This is a genomic window from Streptomyces sp. NPDC020780, from assembly GCF_044334475.1.
In the GTDB taxonomy this organism is placed as follows: Bacteria; Actinomycetota; Actinomycetes; order Streptomycetales; family Streptomycetaceae; genus Streptomyces.
Map to the genome: position 1 here is coordinate 137407 of NZ_JBIRTB010000015.1, position 16147 is coordinate 153553.

The 16147-nt window shown below is 72.2% G+C and carries 19 protein-coding genes; 11 read left to right on the plus strand and 8 right to left on the minus strand.

Going from position 1 to position 16147, the window contains the following annotated elements:
• Positions 1–67 precede the first annotated feature (67 nt).
• Positions 68–478 carry a VOC family protein gene (locus ACH4VO_RS26335; RefSeq protein ID WP_360994030.1) on the minus strand — a complete coding sequence of 137 codons (411 nt, stop codon included), beginning with the start codon at positions 476–478 and terminating at the stop codon, positions 68–70.
• 266 nt (positions 479–744) lie between these two features.
• On the opposite strand from ACH4VO_RS26335, the gene ACH4VO_RS26340 reads away from it, so the two are divergent.
• From ACH4VO_RS26340 to ACH4VO_RS26350, 3 genes are all read left to right on the plus strand, one after another.
• Complete coding sequence (locus ACH4VO_RS26340) at positions 745–2343, plus strand: ABC-F family ATP-binding cassette domain-containing protein (protein ID WP_069172240.1); 1599 nt, start codon at positions 745–747, stop codon at positions 2341–2343.
• 340 nt (positions 2344–2683) lie between these two features.
• Complete coding sequence (locus tag ACH4VO_RS26345; protein ID WP_006123601.1) at positions 2684–2905, plus strand: helix-turn-helix domain-containing protein; 222 nt, start codon at positions 2684–2686, stop codon at positions 2903–2905.
• A gap of 146 nt (positions 2906–3051) precedes the next feature.
• Positions 3052–3843: an enoyl-CoA hydratase/isomerase family protein gene (locus ACH4VO_RS26350; RefSeq protein ID WP_360994033.1), complete on the plus strand. Its 792-nt coding sequence runs from the start codon at positions 3052–3054 to the stop codon at positions 3841–3843.
• 55 nt (positions 3844–3898) lie between these two features.
• Here the strand turns inward: ACH4VO_RS26350 and ACH4VO_RS26355 are convergent, their stop codons facing one another.
• Positions 3899–4603, minus strand: a complete 705-nt coding sequence (locus ACH4VO_RS26355) for a hypothetical protein (protein ID WP_360994036.1) — start codon at positions 4601–4603, stop codon at positions 3899–3901.
• A gap of 96 nt (positions 4604–4699) precedes the next feature.
• Here ACH4VO_RS26355 and ACH4VO_RS26360 point away from each other — a divergent pair, with 96 nt between their 5' ends.
• Genes ACH4VO_RS26360 through amaP form a run of 5 tightly spaced genes read left to right on the plus strand, consistent with a single transcriptional unit; the run spans position 4700 to position 7037 of the window.
• Positions 4700–5194 (plus strand): Asp23/Gls24 family envelope stress response protein, encoded by a 495-nt coding sequence (locus ACH4VO_RS26360; RefSeq protein ID WP_360994039.1) that lies wholly within the window; start codon positions 4700–4702, stop codon positions 5192–5194.
• 31 nt (positions 5195–5225) lie between these two features.
• A complete protein-coding gene (locus ACH4VO_RS26365) occupies positions 5226–5417 on the plus strand; it encodes a hypothetical protein (protein WP_307127690.1) in 192 nt (63 codons plus the stop codon).
• Positions 5414–5767: an iron-sulfur cluster assembly protein gene (locus ACH4VO_RS26370; RefSeq protein WP_360994041.1), complete on the plus strand. Its 354-nt coding sequence runs from the start codon at positions 5414–5416 to the stop codon at positions 5765–5767. Before ACH4VO_RS26365 ends, ACH4VO_RS26370 begins: the two co-directional genes overlap by 4 nt.
• Positions 5764–6453: a DUF6286 domain-containing protein gene (locus tag ACH4VO_RS26375; protein WP_360994044.1), complete on the plus strand. Its 690-nt coding sequence runs from the start codon at positions 5764–5766 to the stop codon at positions 6451–6453. The genes ACH4VO_RS26370 and ACH4VO_RS26375 overlap by 4 nt, the downstream gene beginning before the upstream one ends.
• A 5-nt stretch (positions 6454–6458) precedes the next feature.
• Positions 6459–7037 (plus strand): alkaline shock response membrane anchor protein AmaP, encoded by a 579-nt coding sequence (gene amaP, locus ACH4VO_RS26380; RefSeq protein ID WP_360994047.1) that lies wholly within the window; start codon positions 6459–6461, stop codon positions 7035–7037.
• Positions 7038–7049: 12 nt separating this feature from the next.
• Here the strand turns inward: amaP and ACH4VO_RS26385 are convergent, their stop codons facing one another.
• From ACH4VO_RS26385 to ACH4VO_RS26405, 5 genes are all read right to left on the minus strand, one after another.
• On the minus strand, positions 7050–7805 hold the full coding sequence (locus tag ACH4VO_RS26385; protein ID WP_360994049.1) for an SDR family oxidoreductase: 756 nt from the start codon (positions 7803–7805) through the stop codon (positions 7050–7052).
• 4 nt (positions 7806–7809) lie between these two features.
• Positions 7810–9603, minus strand: coding sequence for a glycoside hydrolase family 15 protein (locus tag ACH4VO_RS26390; protein ID WP_360994052.1), 1794 nt, complete (start codon positions 9601–9603; stop codon positions 7810–7812).
• Between the two features lie 69 nt (positions 9604–9672).
• A complete protein-coding gene (locus ACH4VO_RS26395) occupies positions 9673–10467 on the minus strand; it encodes an SURF1 family protein (protein ID WP_360994055.1) in 795 nt (264 codons plus the stop codon).
• 59 nt (positions 10468–10526) lie between these two features.
• Positions 10527–10760, minus strand: coding sequence for a hypothetical protein (locus ACH4VO_RS26400; protein ID WP_078492597.1), 234 nt, complete (start codon positions 10758–10760; stop codon positions 10527–10529).
• A gap of 63 nt (positions 10761–10823) precedes the next feature.
• Positions 10824–11831, minus strand: coding sequence for a DEDDh family exonuclease (locus ACH4VO_RS26405; RefSeq protein WP_360994058.1), 1008 nt, complete (start codon positions 11829–11831; stop codon positions 10824–10826).
• 153 nt (positions 11832–11984) lie between these two features.
• Between ACH4VO_RS26405 and ACH4VO_RS26410 the strand changes: the two genes are divergently transcribed.
• From ACH4VO_RS26410 to ACH4VO_RS26420, 3 genes are all read left to right on the plus strand, one after another.
• Positions 11985–12704, plus strand: coding sequence for a VIT family protein (locus ACH4VO_RS26410; RefSeq protein WP_360994061.1), 720 nt, complete (start codon positions 11985–11987; stop codon positions 12702–12704).
• Positions 12705–12928: 224 nt separating this feature from the next.
• Positions 12929–13822, plus strand: a complete 894-nt coding sequence (locus ACH4VO_RS26415) for a sterol desaturase family protein (RefSeq protein ID WP_360994064.1) — start codon at positions 12929–12931, stop codon at positions 13820–13822.
• Complete coding sequence (locus ACH4VO_RS26420) at positions 13819–14502, plus strand: lysoplasmalogenase (protein ID WP_360994067.1); 684 nt, start codon at positions 13819–13821, stop codon at positions 14500–14502. The genes ACH4VO_RS26415 and ACH4VO_RS26420 overlap by 4 nt, the downstream gene beginning before the upstream one ends.
• Before the next feature lie 101 nt (positions 14503–14603).
• On the opposite strand, the gene ACH4VO_RS26425 is transcribed toward ACH4VO_RS26420, so the two are convergent.
• The gene (locus ACH4VO_RS26425; RefSeq protein WP_360994069.1) at positions 14604–16136 is read right to left on the minus strand and encodes a S8 family serine peptidase; all 1533 of its coding nucleotides are present in this window, start codon (positions 16134–16136) and stop codon (positions 14604–14606) included.
• Positions 16137–16147 lie beyond the last annotated feature (11 nt).

Consider the following 16147-nt stretch of genomic DNA (forward strand, 5'->3'; position numbering starts at 1 on the left):
CTCGCGCCGGCCCGATCCGGACGAAGGCCCCCCGAGAGCGGTCCCGCCGGACTCCCGGGGGACGCTGTCAGCCCGCGGAGCCCGGGGTGTACGTCCCGAACGTCCAGACGTTGCCCTCCGCGTCGCGCGCCATGAAGTCCCGCGACCCGTAGTCCTGGTCGGTGGGCGGCATCAGGATCTCCACGCCGTGCTCCACGGCCCGCGCGTGGTGGTCGTCCACCTCGTCCACGACGACGTACACCCCCGAGGGCCCCGCGTCGGCCATCGCCTTCGCGAAGACGCCCTCGTGCCCTTTGGAGCCGAGCATCACCCTGCCGTTCCCGCAGGACAGCTCGGCGTGCAGGACCTTGCCGTTCTCGCCCTCGTAGACCGCTTCCTCCGTGAAGCCCAGGCCCTGCGTCAGCGTCCTGATCGCCGCCCTCGCGTCGTCGTACAGAATCGTCGGGTAGATCGTCGGCACACCGCTCGCGCCTGTCATCACGCTCACCTCGTCCCGGCCGTAGTCGCCGTCTTGTAGTGATCTGCGTCTCAGTCTTCCACCGGGCATGCGCCCACGCGCTCCCGGACGGACGGCCGCCGGCCACGGACGACGGCACGGAGGCGGGCAGGAGAGCACGGGAAAAGCCGGTGGACACCGCCAGTAGACTGAGTCCCATGGCAATTCTCCTTGTGCATTGAGTAACGGCGTCGAGTCGTGCGTTCCCAGCTGTCCCTCCGCCGCCCCTACGCCCTGGAGTTTTACCCGTGATCACCGCTTCCGGCATCGAGCTGCGTGCCGGCGCCCGCATCCTCATCGAGTCCGCCTCCTTCCGCATCGCCAAGGGTGACCGCATCGGCCTCGTCGGCCGCAACGGCGCGGGCAAGACCACCCTCACCAAGTGCCTCGCCGGGGAGGGGACCCCGGCCGGCGGCACCATCACACGCAGCGGAGAGGTCGGCTACCTCCCGCAGGACCCCCGCACCGGCGACCTCGACGTCCTCGCCCGCGACCGCATCCTCTCGGCCCGCGGGCTCGACGAGACGCTGCGGAAGATGCGCGAGAACGAGGAGCGCATGGCGAACGGCAAGGGCGCCACCCGCGAGAAGGCGATGAAGAAGTACGAGCGCCTGGAGACGGAGTTCCTCACCAAGGGCGGATACGCCGCCGAGGCAGAGGCCGCCACCATCGCCGCCGCGCTCAGCCTGCCCGACCGGGTGCTCGGCCAGCCCCTGCACACCCTCTCCGGCGGTCAGCGCCGCCGCGTCGAGCTGGCCCGCATCCTGTTCTCGGACGCCGACACCCTGCTCCTGGACGAGCCCACCAACCACCTGGACGCGGACTCCATCGTCTGGCTGCGCGACTACCTCAAGTCCTACCGCGGCGGCTTCGTCGTGATCTCCCACGACGTCGAACTCGTCGAGACGGTCGTCAACAAGGTCTTCTACCTCGACGCCAACCGCGCCCAGATCGACATCTACAACATGGGCTGGAAGCTCTACCAGCAGCAGCGCGAGGCCGACGAGAAGCGCCGCAAGCGCGAGCGCCAGAACGCCGAGAAGAAGGCCGCGGCCCTCAACTCGCAGGCCGACAAGATGCGCGCCAAGGCCACCAAGACCGTCGCCGCCCAGAACATGGCCAAGCGGGCCGAGCGCCTGCTCTCCGGCCTGGAGGCCGTCCGGGTCTCCGACAAGGTGGCCAAGCTGCGCTTCCCCGAGCCCTCCCCGTGCGGCAAGACGCCGCTGATGGCCGAGGGTCTCTCCAAGTCCTACGGTTCGCTCGAGATTTTCACCGATGTGGACCTGGCCATCGACAAGGGCTCGCGCGTGGTCATCCTCGGCCTCAACGGCGCGGGCAAGACCACGCTGCTGCGCCTGCTCGGCGGCGCGGAGAAGCCCGACACCGGCCAGATCATCGAGGGCCACGGCCTCAAGCTCGGCTACTACGCCCAGGAGCACGAGACCCTGGACCCGGAGCGCACCGTCCTGGAGAACATGCGCTCCGCCGCACCCGACCTCGATCTCGTCGAGGTCCGCAAGACGCTGGGCTCGTTCCTCTTCTCCGGTGACGACGTCGACAAGCCCGCCGGGGTGCTCTCGGGCGGCGAGAAGACCCGGCTCGCCCTGGCGACCCTGGTGGTCTCCTCGGCCAACGTCCTGCTCCTGGACGAGCCGACGAACAACCTCGACCCGGCCAGCCGCGAGGAGATCCTCGGCGCGCTGCGCACCTACAAGGGCGCCGTCGTCCTCGTCACCCACGACGAAGGCGCGGTCGAGGCACTCCAGCCCGAGCGGATCATCCTGCTGCCCGACGGGGTCGAGGACCTCTGGGGTGCCGACTACCGCGACCTGGTGGCCCTCGCCTGACCCGCCCGCCGACGCCGGTGATCCCCCGCCCATGGATCATTCGGCCCATGCGTGATCCTTCATCTGGGTGAGTGGCTCTCGTACCCCGGCGCGGCGCCCGGCAGATGTCTGCCGGGCGCACTCCTGTGCGGCCCGCCGCGCGGGTACGGCTCTGACCTGGGCGTTCTCTCCCGCCACGGCTCCCAGCACCCGCTCAAGCCCGCGGAGGACGGTGTTCCGTTTGTGTCGGCCCCCTCCATGACGGTGAAACCGCTCGTGCGGACCTTGCCGAATGGGTGGCCAGGAAGCCCGGTAGGGGTGATCATGAGAGTCCAGAGCGCACTTCCTTGAGGAGGCACGGGTGGCCGAGACTCTGAAGAAGGGCAGCCGGGTTACCGGCGCCGCGCGTGACAAGCTCGCGGCAGACCTGAAGAAGAAGTACGACTCCGGTGCGAGTATCCGGGCGCTGGCCGAGGAAACGGGCCGCTCCTACGGATTCGTCCACCGGATGCTCAGCGAGTCCGGAGTCACGCTACGGGGACGCGGCGGGGCGACTCGAGGCAAGAAGGCCGCTTCGGCCTGACTGCGGGCATGGTCGCCCGCCGTTCACCGGCCCCGGGGCTCACCGGAACACCGGGTGGCCACCCGGCCGACCGACAGGTCGTCCGGGTGGTTACTGTTCAGTTACTTGCCAGTAAGTGCTGACTGCACCCGATCCGGAGGCGTTCCATGACCTCACTCGACCCTGTGCTCGACAAGGACGGCGTACGGCTCACCGTCGACGACGCGGTGGCCACGGTGACGCTCACCAACCCGGCCAAGCGCAACGCTCAGTCTCCCGCTCTGTGGCGGGCGTTGGCAGAGGCCGGACGGGCGCTCCCCGGCACCGTGCGGGTCGTGGTGCTGCGCGGTGAGGGCAAGTCCTTCTCCGCCGGCCTCGACCGGCAGGCGTTCACCCCCGAGGGGTTCGACGGTGAGCCGTCCTTCCTCGAGATGGCGCGCGGTTCGGAGACCGAACTCGACGCGACCATCGCCGAGTACCAGGAGGGATTCACCTGGTGGCGGCGCAACGACATCGTGTCGATCGCGGCTGTCCAGGGACACGCGATCGGTGCGGGCTTCCAGCTCGCCCTCGCCTGCGACCTGCGGATCGCGGCCGACGACGTGCAGTTCGCGATGCGCGAGACCAGCCTCGGCCTCGTTCCCGACCTCACGGGTACCCACCCCCTGGTGGGCCTCGTGGGCTACGCCCGCGCGCTCGAGATCTGCGCCACCGGCCGCTTCGTACACGCCGAGGAGGCCGAGCGCACCGGCCTGGCCAACCTGGTGGTCCCCGCCGACCAGCTCGACGCGGCCGTCCGTGACCTGGCCGCCGCCCTGCTGGCCGCCCCGCGCGACGCGGTGGTGGAGACCAAGGCCCTGCTCGGCGGCGCCCACGCGCGTACGTACGAGGAGCAGCGCGCCGCCGAGCGCGCCGCCCAGGGCCGGCGGCTGCGGGACCTCGCCGGGGTCACCGACTGAGCCCGCCGTGACCGGCTGAGCCCGCCGTGACCCGACCCGCTCGGGGCGGGCCCGGTCACTCCCGGGCGGGACCCACCACGGCCGTGACGAGCACGGCGACCGCCGGACGGCCTTCCACCGCCCCGGACACGGCCTCGCGTACCGCGCGGGCCACGTCCAGCGCCCTGCGGTCCCCTGCCGTGGCCAGCTCCACCCGGACGTGGCCGGGGGCGGAGTGCACCGCGTTGCCCAGCTCCCGGGTCAGGGAGACGACCCCGGGGACCCGGGCGGCGACCCTTGCCGCCGGCCCGTCCGGTTCGGCGGCCCGCACCTCGGCCGACTCCGGCGGCCCGGCCGGCCCGGGCTCCTCGTCCAGCAGGTCCGTCACCCGCAGGTTCACCTCGTCGACCACCAGGCCGAGCCGTTCGGCCGCCGCCGCCAGCAGCGCCGCCCGCAGCGCGGCGGCGGTGGCGGGCAGCGGCCGCGCCGCCGTCGCCGCGAAACCGGCCTCGATCCGCAGCGGCCCCGGCGGCAGCGCGCTCGGCGGCCCCGGCACCACCGGCTCGGTCGCCCCGGCGGGGTCCGCCGGGGCGATCCTCAGCGGCCCCAGAAGCGCTCCCGCACCGGCCGTGGCGTCCCGCAGTACCGCCGTCGCCGCCCGTTCCGCGATCCAGGACCCGTCGGCGGGCCCGCCCAGGGGGAGCAGCCTGCCCAGGCCGAGCCGTTGGCGTACCGCGGCGGTCCATCCGTCGGCCCGGTGAGGGCCCTCAGCCGTTGTCATTGCCCCAGCCTGCCGTATCCCTGGCGCGTAACGGGGCAAGCGCACTTAATGTGGGCATCGGAAGTCCAACCCTGCCCCCCGAAGGGAAGAGCGGCGATGACGGAGAGCCCCCAGCGGAACAGGCCTGACAACCCCGGCAGCGTGTCCGGCGGGGAGGACGGCCGTCAGCACCAGCTCGCCAAGCGAGGCGGGGGAGCTCCCGCCACCCGCGGCCGCACCACCGTCGCCGATGGTGTGGTCGAGAAGATCGCTGGAATGGCGGCCCGTGACGTCGGCGGTGTCCACGCGATGGGCAGCGGCATGTCCCGTACGTTCGGCGCCGTACGCGACCGTGTCCCGGGCGGCGGCAAGTCCGTGACCCGCGGTGTCAAGGCCGAGGTCGGCGAATCGCAGACCGCCCTCGACCTCGAGATCGTCGTCGAGTACGGCGTGTCGATCTCGGATGTGGCCGGCGAGGTCCGGGAGAACGTCATCGCGGCGGTCGAGCGCATGACCGGTCTCGAGGTCGTCGAGGTCAACATCGCCGTCAGCGACGTCAAGCTCCCCGACGAGGAGGACGACGAGGACCAGTCCGGGTCACGCGTGCAGTAGTCCTCGTCCCCGAGGCAGTTGAGGAGCACAGATGAGCATGGCTGTGGTCGGCCTGATCGCCGGCATGGCGCTAGGTTTCGCCGGGTACTTCGGCGGGTTCGGCGCGTTCCTGCTGGTCGCCGCACTGGGGGCCGTCGGCTTCATCGCCGGCCGCTTCCTGGACGGCGACCTGGAGCCCGGCGACTTCTTCCGGAGTCGCGAGCGCGGCGACCGGCGACGGTGAGGGCGGTGACGGACCGGGTCGCCGCCGCGGACCGCGGGGAGACCCGGATCGCCGACCGGGTCGTGGCCAAGATCGCGGCACAGGCGGCCAGGGAGGCGGTCGCCGAGCCGCCCGGAGGCGGCAGGCCTCCGCGTGCCACGGTCACCGTGCACCGTGAGTCCGCCCGGGTGCGCGTCAGCCTCGAACTCGGCTATCCGGGTGATGTCGGCGGCCAGTGCGGGGCGGTGCGTCACCGTGTCGCCGAGCGGGTAAGAGCACTGGCGGGAATGGAGGTGCCCGAAGTCTCGGTGCGGGTCGAGCGGTTGCACTTCACGGAAACGGGCGCTGTCCCGGAGGGGAGCACGAGATGAGCAGCGAACCCCAGGAGCCGCCGGACAGCACGCAGCGCCTGCCCACGATCGGCCCGGCGGCGTCCGGCGCCGTACTCGACACGGTCCGGACCGGATCGGGTTCCACCCACGAACCCGTGACCGCGAGCGGGCGAACCGGCGGCCGGGCGCGCCGCTTCTGGTCCGCACGGCGCGTTCCCGCCGCCCTGGTCGCCCTGCTGGTCTTCGCGGGCGCCGGCCTCCTGCTCTACGACATCGCGGCGGTGCGGACCGGCCACCCGGGCATGCGGTGGCGGCGTTCGCTCGCCGACGACCTGGCGAGCCGTCACCTCGACGACGTATGGGTGCTGGCGGGCTCCGCGGCGGCGGCGGCCATCGGCCTGTGGCTGCTCCTCCTGGCCCTGACCCCCGGCCTGCGCGCGCTGCTGCCGATGCGACGCGACCACCCCGGCGTACGGGCCGGACTCGACCGCACCGCGGCCGCCATGGTCCTGCGCGACCGGGCCGCCGAGGTGCCCGGGGTGGAGTCCGTACGGGTGCGGATGCGGCGGCGCAGGGCGACCGTGCGCGCCGTCTCCCACTTCCGTGAACTCGACGACGTGCGGGACGACCTGGACACCGCCGTGGGCACGGGCATCAGGGATCTGGGCCTGGCGCGGCCGCCGGGACTGTCCGTCCATGTCCGCCGCTCGGCGAAGAAGAGGTGAGGCGCGTGATCGCGACCGTCAACCGGGTCCTGCTCGGCCTGGCCGGACTGATCCTCCTGGTCGTCGGAGGCTCCGTCCTCGCCACGGGGCTCGGTGTGTCCGTGCCCTCCTGGTGGCCCTTCGACGGCCGGGACGATGTGCTGCTCAGCAGGGGGGACCGCTACCGCTGGCGGGACGAGGGCTGGTGGTGGCCGACCGTCATCGCGGTCCTCGCCGTCCTGGTGCTCCTCGCCCTGTGGTGGCTGCTGGCCCAGTTGCGGCGCGCGCGCCTCGCCGAGGTGCTGGTGGACAGCGGGGACGGCGAGGGTGCCCTGCTCAGGGGCAGGGCCCTGGAGGGTGCGCTCGGGGACGAGGCCGGCGCGATGGACGGGGTGTCCGACGCCAAGGTCTCGCTGACCGGCCGTCGCACCGCCCCGCGGGCCCGCGTCCGGCTGCTGATGGAGCCGCACGCCGCCCCGGAGCAGGCGTTGCGCGGCCTGTCCGAGCGGGCGCTGTACCACGCGCGTACCTCGGCGGGCCTGGCCGAGCTGCCGGCCGAGGTCCGCCTCCGGGCCGTCAAGCACCGCGCCCAGCGGGTGAACTGACGGTCCGGCGGGTCAGAACCCGTGCCGGGCGCCGCCGTCGACCGGCACCATGATGCCCGTCAGGTAGGAGGCGGCAGGGGAGAGCAGGAAGGCCGAGGTCTTCCCGAACTCCTCGGGGGTGCCGTAGCGGCGCAGCGGGATGCGCGCCTCGTTGGCCGTGCGGGAGGCCTCCGCGTCACCGGACAGGGCGTCCAGTTCGCGCACCCGGTCGGTGTCGATCCTGGACGGCAGCACCCCGACGACCCGGATGCCGCGCGGACCCAGCTCGTCGGCGAGGGACTTGGCGAAGCCGGCGAGGCCGGGCCGCAGACCGTTGGAGATGGTCAGACCGGCGATCGGCTCGTGCACCGACCCGGACAGCACGAAGCCGATGACGCCGCCCTCGCCCAATGCGGCGGCGGCCGTACGGGCCAGGCGTACGGCGCCGAGGAAGACGGACTCGAAGGCGGCCTGCCACTGCTCGTCGGTGTTGTCGGCGACCAAGCCGGGTGCCGGACCGCCGACGCTGATGAGGATGCCGTCCAGCCGGCCGAACCGTTCCTTCGCGGCGTCGACGAGACGCCGGGCCGCCTCCGGGTCGCCGTTGTCGGCGGCGAGCCCGGCCGCGTCCGGCCCGAGTTCGCCGGCGGCCGCCGAGACGCTCTTCTCGTCCCGTCCGGAAATGATCACCTTCGCGCCGTCGGCGACGAGGGCGCGCGCGGTGGCGTTGCCCAGCCCACGGGTCGCGCCGGTGACGATGTACACGCGGTCCTTCAGTCCAAGATCCATGGCTCTATACTGCCGGGTCCCCGGCGCTGAGGTCGACCGCGCTGTTGACCAGCCCGATGTGGCTGAACGCCTGCGGGTAGTTGCCCAGCTGGCGCCGGTTCACCGGGTCGTACTCCTCCGCCAGCAGTCCCACGTCGTTGCGCAGGGTGAGGAGCCGCTCGAAGAGCTCCTCGGCCTCCTGGGCCCGGCCCGTTCGCTGCAACGCGTCGACCAGCCAGAACGAGCAGACGATGAAGGCGCCCTCGGTGCCGGGCAGACCGTCCACGGACGCGCCTTCGGTGCTGTAGCGGCGGATCAGCCCGTCGTGGGCGAGCTCGTCGCGGACCGCGTCGACCGTGCCGACGACCCGGGGATCGTCCGGTGGCAGGAATCCGGTCCGCACGATGAGCAGCGTCGCCGCGTCCAACTCACGGGAGCCGTAGTACTGGGTGAAGGTGTTGCGCTCCGGGTCGTAGCCCTTCTCGCAGACCTCGGCGTGCACCGCGTCCCGCATCGCCCGCCAGCGGTCGGCGTCGCCGGGCAGTCGGGGGTACTGCTCCAGGGTGCGTACCGCGCGGTCGGCCGCGACCCAGGCCATGACCTTCGAGTGGACGAAGTGCCGGCGCTGTCCCCGGATCTCCCACAGCCCCTCGTCCGGCTCCCGCCAGGTCGACTCCAGGAAGCCGAGCAGGCTGAGCTGTAGGTTCCAGGCGTGCGGTTTGTCGTCGAGCCCGGCCTCGCGCGCCACCCTGAGCGAGTCGATGACCTCGCCGTACACGTCGAGCTGCCGCTGTCGCACGGCCGCGTTGCCCGTGCGGACCGGCCGGGAGTTCTCGTACCCGTTCAGCCACGGCAGTTCCGTCTCGGGCAGCCGGCGTTCGCCGCCGAGCCCGTACATGATCTGCAGGTCCGCCGGGTCACCGGCGACCGCCCGCAGCAGCCAGTCCCGCCAGGCCGCCGCCTCCTCGACGTAGCCGGCCGAGATCATGGCGCCGAGTGTGAGGGTGGAGTCCCGCAGCCAGCAGTAGCGGTAGTCCCAGTTCCGTACGCCGCCGATCTCCTCCGGCAGGGAGGTGGTCAGGGCGGCCACGATTCCGCCGGTGGGGGCGTAGGTGAGTGCCTTCAGGGTGATGAGGGAGCGGAGCACCGCCTGCCGGTGCCTGCCCCGGTACGTGCACTGCGCGGACCACTTCGCCCAGTCGGTCAGGGTGTGCTTCAGCGCCTTGTGCGGATCGATCAGCTTCGGGCGCGGGGAGTGCGAGGGATGCCAGGTGAGGACGAAGGCCACGCTCTCGCCCTCGCTGACCGTGAAGGAGGAGCAGGTGCTGAACTGCTGTCCCCAGGTCTTGACCGGCGGCTCACTGCGCAGCCAGACGGAGTCGGGACCGGCCACCGCGACCCGGTGGCCGTGGGAGCGGCGCATCCACGGCACCACGGAACCGAAGTCGAAGCGCAGCCGCAGGACCGAGCTCATGTCGACGCTGCCGCTGACGCCCTCGACGATCCGCATGACGTCGGGCGCCTTGTCGCGCTGCGGCATGAAGTCGATGACCTTGACCGTCCCGGTCCTGGTCTCCCAGTAGGTCTCCAGGACCAGGCTGTCGTCCACGTAGGCGCGCCGGGTGCAGGTGTCGTCGCTGCTCGTGCCCTGGGGGGCGATGCGCCAGTGGCCGTTGTCCTCGTCACCGAGGAGGGCGGCGAAGCAGGCACCGGAGTCGAAGCGCGGCAGGCACAGCCAGTCCACGGAACCGTTCCTGCCGACCAGGGCGGCGGTCTGGAGATCGCCGATGAGGGCGTAGTCCTCGATGCGTGGGGTCACGCTCTGGCGTCTTCCCGAAGCCGGGCTCTGTTAAGCAGGGCGGCCGGGCCGAAAACGGCACGGGAGGGTTTACGCGTTCGCCGGCTCCGGCTCGGCGGCCGTCGCGCCGTCCCGGGCGGCCTGTTCGAGGTCCCTCTTCTCCCGGCGCACGAGAATCACCCAGCCGACGGGGACCCCGGCCGCGAAGAGCCACCACTGGACCGCGTACGCCATGTGCGGGCCGATGGAACCGTCGTCGGGGGCCGCGATCGTCTCGGGACTGCCGTCGGCAGGTTCGGGGGCGGTCAGCTCGATGTAGCCGCCCAGGACCGGGCGGCCGAGCAGCTGTGCCTGCTGGGCGCTGTTGATGAGCATCACCTGGCGGTCCGGCAGACCCGCCAGGTCCTTGATGCCGCTGGCGCCCGTCGTCTCGTCGGCCTTGAGCCGGCCGGTGACGGTGACCTCGCCGCGCGGCGGTGGCGGAACCTCCGGGAATGCCTCCTGGGTGGCAGCGGCGGGGACCCAGCCGCGGTTGACCAGGACCGTGCCGCCGCCCTTGAGGTTCAGGGGGGTCAGTACGAGGACACCGATGCGCTCGTCCCGCGAGGTACGGCGCCGCACGACCACCTCGTGCGCGGTGTCGAACGTCCCGGTGGCCGTCACGGTCCGCCAGTAGTCGGAGCGGGGAACCGTGTGCCCCGGTGACGTGAGACGTGTGACCGGGGCCGGGGCGGCCTCGAGGTTCCGGGTGATCAGCGCGTTCTGGGCGACGCGGTGCTCATGCCGGTGCAACTGCCAGAAACCCAGCTCGACCATCGTGGGGATCAGGACGAGGACGAGGAGGGTGACGATCACCCACTGCCGGGTCAACAGGAAGCGGTACACCCCATGACCGTACAACCGGGGCCATGGGGTGCGGCACGGAGGGGTCCCCGTGGGGCCCGTCATACTTTGTCCACGATGCCCGTCCTTCCTTCGGCCCGGGCGCAGTGGCCGCCGCAGTACCAGTGGCCGTCGACCTCGACGCCCTGGCCGATGACCTGCACCCGGCAGTGCTCACAGATGGGTGCCATGCGGTGGATGGCGCAGGAGAAGCAGTCGAAGACGTGTACCGCCCCCTGCGCGTGCACCTCGAAGGACATCCCGTAGTCGTTTCCGCAAACCTCACAACGTGCCATGCGCCACAGGGTGGGATGCCGGGCGGCGGCGGGCGAGCGGTTGACGGGCGAGTCGTGGCCGGTTCACTCCGATGACGGTGACGGCGGGGGAACCGCCACCGTGCGGGCCGGGGCGACGTCCCGCAGCAGATGGGTGAAGGCGCTCTCCTCCACGATCGGGGTACCGAACGACTTCGCCTTGACGGTCTTGGACGTCGGCGAGTCCGGATCGTTGGTGACGAGCAGGCTCGTCAGCCGGGAGACGCTGGTCGCCACGTGCAGCCCGGCCTCCACCGCCCGGTCCTCCAGGAGCTCGCGGTCGACGGAGGTGTCCCCGGAGAACGCCACCCGCATGCCCTGCATCAGAGGCCGGTCCGGCCGGTACCTGCCCGGGTTCGGGTACGGGCACGCGGGGCGCTTGCGGGAGGGGCGCCAGCTGCCCTGGGCGCGTGACGGCTGATAGCCCACGCGCGCTACGACGGGGGAGTCCTGCCACTCGGTCAGCGGGCGGCACTCCAGCAGCGGCAGGCGCACGCCGTCCTGGGCCGCCGCGTGCAGGCTCGGCCGGAACGCCTCGGCCAGCACCCGGGCGTCGTCCAGCGCGTGGTGTGCGCGCTGCTGGACCACACCGAAGTGCGCGGCCAGCGACTCCAGCTTGTGGTTGGGCAGGGGCAGCCGGAGCTCCTTGGAGAGCGCGATGGTGCACAGGCGCTGCTCGACGGGCGCGGTGACCGCCGCCCGCGCGTACTCCCTGGCCAGCATCGACCAGTCGAACGCCGCGTTGTGCGCGACGAGCACCCGCCCGGCGAGACGCTCGGACAACTGCGCGACCACCTCCGGGAAGAGGGGAGCGCCCTCCAGGACGTCGCTGGTCAGCCCGTGGATCCAGACCGGGCCCGGATCCCTCTCGGGATTCACCAGCGTGTACCAGTGGTCCTCGACGTTGCCCAGGGCGTCCAGGCGGTAGACGGCAGCGGAGACTATCCGGTCGTCGCGGGCGAGTCCGGTGGTCTCCACGTCGACGACCGCGTACCCCCGGGGGTAGGCGGTCGGCCACGGCGCTGCGGTCTGACGGTCGTCGAGCATGGTCACAGAGAATACGGGCCGGTACCGACAGCCTCCTATCCGGTCGGCCGGGAAAAGGGAGGGAGCGTGAACCCCTGAAGTGCACGGAGGAGTTGGCGGCCAAGCCCGGCAGGGCGGGTCGAGGTGCGCCGGGCGCGGGTGCGGTGAGACGCTTCCGGAGTGACGGAGACACAGGCGCAGGACCACGACGAACCGCACGAAAAGGGACTCGGCGCCCGGCTCAACTGGCTGCGGGCCGCCGTGCTCGGGGCCAACGACGGCGTGGTCTCCACCGCCGGCCTCGTGGTCGGCGTGGCCGGGGCCACCCAGGACCGCGGCACCCTGCTGACCGCCGGGCTGGCCGGGCTGCTCGCGGGCTCCATGTCGATGGCGGCGGGGGAGTACGTGTCGGTGTCCACCCAGCGCGACTCGGAGAGGGCGGCGCTCGTCACGGAGAAGCGCGAGCTGGAGGAGACCCCCGAGGCCGAACTCGCCGAACTGGCGGGCCTGCTGGAGGACAAGGGGCTGAGCGCCGAGGTCGCCCGGGAGGCCGCCGCTCAGCTCACCCGCCGGGACGCGCTGCGCGCACACGCCGAGGTCGAGCTGGGCATCGACCCCGACGCCCTGACCAACCCCTGGCACGCGGCGGGCGCGAGCTTCCTGGCCTTCACGGTCGGCGCGCTGCTGCCGTTGCTGGCCATCGTGCTGCCGCCGGTCGCGGTGCGGCTGCCCGTCACGGTCTTCTCGGTGCTCGCCGCGCTGGCCCTCACGGGCTGGTGGAGCGCCAGGCTGGGCGAGGCGCCGGCGGGGCGTGCGGTGCTGCGCAACACGGCCGGCGGTGCGGTGGCGATGGCGGTGACGTACGCGGCGGGGGTGCTGCTGGGCGCGGCGGGGGTGTGAGGCGGGGGGCGGTCGCCGAGTCCGGGGGCGTCCGCGGGTCCGGCGCCCACGGTCCGGGGTGCTCAAGGGGCCGGGATGCCCACGGTCCCGTGGGGCGTGGCGCCCACGGACCGTGATGCGGGGGGCCCTTGGCGGAATCCGTCAACCACTCCTGACGCCAGGTCTCACATACTTGTCGGTAACAACATCTATGCGCAGCCCGCCGGTGGCTCTACGGTGCTCGGATGGAGCCGAACCTGCCCGATGTCGTGCTGTGGTCCATCCCCGCCTTCGTGCTGCTCACCGTCCTGGAAATGGCGGTCCACCGGCTCCACCCGGACGAGGAAGCCGCCGGGTACGACGCCCGGGACGCCGCCACCAGCGTCACCATGGGGCTGGGCAGCCTGGTCTTCGACCTTCTGTGGAAGATACCCATCGTGGCGGTCTACACCGCGGTGTACGAACTGACCCCGCTGCGCGTCCCCGTCCTGTGGTGGACCGTCCTGCTGATGCTGCTCGCCCAGGATTTCCTCTACTACTGGTCCCACCGGGGACACCACGTCGTCCGGATCCTCTGGGCCTGCCACGTCGTCCACCACTCCAGCAGGAAGTTCAACCTCACCACCGCCCTGCGCCAGCCGTGGACCTCACTGACCGTCTGGCCGTTCTACGTCCCCCTCGTCGCCTGCGGGGTCCATCCGGCCGCGCTCGCCTTCTGCTCCTCGGTCAACCTCGTCTACCAGTTCTGGGTGCACACCGAGCGGATCGGCACGCTGCCCCGCCCCGTCGAGTACGTACTCAACACGCCCTCGCACCACCGGGTGCACCACGCCTCCCAGGGCGGCTACCTCGACCGGAACTTCGGAGGCATCCTGATCGTCTGGGACCGGCTCTTCGGCTCCTTCGCCCCCGAGACCGAGCGGCCCGTCTTCGGCCTCACCAAGAACATCGCCACCCACAACCCCGTCCGGGTCGCCACACACGAGTACGCCGCCATCGCACGCGACGTACGCGCGGCCGGCAGCTGGAGCGAGAGGGCGGGCCGGATCTTCCGCGGGCCCGGCTGGCAGCCCTCCGGAAGGGTGCCGCAGGACCGGGTGCCCGCACAGCCGCGCGTCACCGGCGAGCGTGCCGGATGAGGCCCGCCACCGGTGTCCCTCGCCGAGCCGCGCGCCCGCTGCTCGTCGCCTTCCTCGCGGTGGCCGTACTGGACCTGGCAGGCCTGCTGGCCGGCGTGTCCGCCGCCCACCTCGTCGCCAAGCCGCTGCTGATGCCGCTGCTGGCCGCCTACGCGGCCGCCCGGAAAGGCCCCCGGCTCCTCGTCGCCGCTCTGCTGGCCGGCTGGGGCGGTGACGTGCTGCTGCTGTCCGGCGAGGACGCCGCCTTCCTCGCCGGAATGGCCTGCTTCGCCGCCGGGCACCTCTGCTACCTGTTGCTCTTCGGCCGCGTCCGCGCCCGGACCGCCGCCGGACTCGCGTACGCCGCCGTCCTCGTGGCCTTCGTCGCGTTCCTTTGGCCCGGCCTGCCGGGTGAGCTGCGCGTCCCGCTGACCGGCTACGCCCTGCTGCTCACCGCCATGGCCTGGCGGGCCGGCGCCCTCGGTCCTCGCGCCGCGCTCGGCGGCGCGCTGTTCCTGCTCTCCGACGGGCTCATCGCCACCGGCATCGCGGACCGGCCGCAGCCGCCCGCCCACGACTTCTGGATCATGCTGACGTACCTGGCCGCGCAGTACCTGCTCACCGAGGGGGTGCTCGCCGCCCGCGGGCGCCCCGCCGGCGCGGACCCCGGGGCGTACCGCGCGGCGGACGTCAGGAACTGAGCCGGGCGTGCCGGCGGGCTCGTCCGGGGCCGTACGGCGGAGGGGCCGAGGGCGATCGCCGCCCCCGGCCCCTCCTCAGGTCGTTCCCGTGGACCGCGTGCCTACTTGCGGACCGCGTCCAGCGCGTCCACCACACCGGCTCCGTAGAAGCCGTTGTAGTCGGTGCCGCCCTCGCAGACCGCGTCGACGGTGCCGTCACCGTTGATGTCGTACGGGGCGCCGCACGCCGTGGCGTCGGCCTGGTGGGTCAGCAGCGCCTTCACCGTGCGCGGCGAGGCGTGCGGGTGGGTCGACTTGATCAGGGCGACGACGCCCGCGACGTGCGGGGACGCCATGGACGTACCGGCCTTGTAGCCGAACCCGCCACCGGGGAGGGTGGAGAGGATCAGGCCGCTGGTGGCCGGCGGTGCCGGGGTCTGGTATGCCGTGCGGTCGCCGCCCGGGGCCGCGACGTCGATGACGCCGAGACCGTAGTTGGAGTACGAGGCCTTCAGGCCCTTCGCGCCGGTCGAGGAGACCGTCACGACACCCGGCAGCATGGTCGGGATGTCCGGGCACTCGCTCGGGTCGACCGTGCGGGTGACCGTCGTCGTGTCGTTCGGGCTCGTCGTGTCCTCGATGGCGTCGAGGGCCAGGTCGTGGTCCGAGTTACCGGCCGCGGCGACGTTGACGACGCCCTTGCCCTCCGCGTAGCGGGTGGCACGGGTGACCGCCTCGACCAGCGCACCCTGGTCCGGGTCGTTCTTGCAGTTGAACAGCCACGGGTCGGTGTAGTAGCTGTTGTTCGTCACGTCGACGCCGTGCTCGGCTGCCCAGACGAAGCCGCAGACGACGGCCTCGGTGTAGAAGAAGCCGTCCGGGTTGGACACCTTGATGCCGGAGACCTTCACGCCGGGCGCGACACCGGTGATGCCGGTGCCGTTCTTCGCCGCGGCTATGGTGCCGGCGACGTGCGTGCCGTGGTCGCTCTCACCGGCGGCGGGGCGCCAGGCGCCGTCCGTCGTGTCCGGCGCGCCGGACACGCAGTTCACCGAGGCCCGGCGGTCGAAGTTCGGCGCCAGGTCCGGGTGCGTGTCGTCCACACCCGTGTCGATGACGGCGACCGTGACCTTGCTGCTGCCGAGCGACTTCTCGTGCGCCTTGTCCGCCTTGATGGCGGGCAGGTCCCACTGCAGGGGCTCCATCGGGTCCTGGCCCGCCGTCGCCTCCGCGGCCGCGGCCTCCGCCTGCGCCGCGGTGAGGGGCTGCTCGACCCCGATGTCCTTGGTCGCCTGCGGAACGATCGGGTTGGTGCGGGTGGCACCCGCCGAGACCACTCCCCGGACCTTGCGGACCGACGCGGCGAAACCGGGATCCTTCGAGTGGACGACGATGACGCCGATCTTGTCGTACGACGTGATGACGGTGCCGCCCGCCCGGGCTATCGCCTTCTTCACCTGCTTGACGGTCCCCTGACCGCCCCGCGTGTTCACCACGTACGACAACTCGGGGCCGTCGGCCCGGACCGCCGCGGCCGGCTCGTCCGCGGGTGCCGCCGCGGCGATCCCCGTCGGGAGGAAACCGAGCGAGGCCGTGAGGGCGAGTCCGACGGCCGGCGCGAGTACGCGGGTCCGTCCGGATGCCAGATGAGCCATGGGTTCTCCAC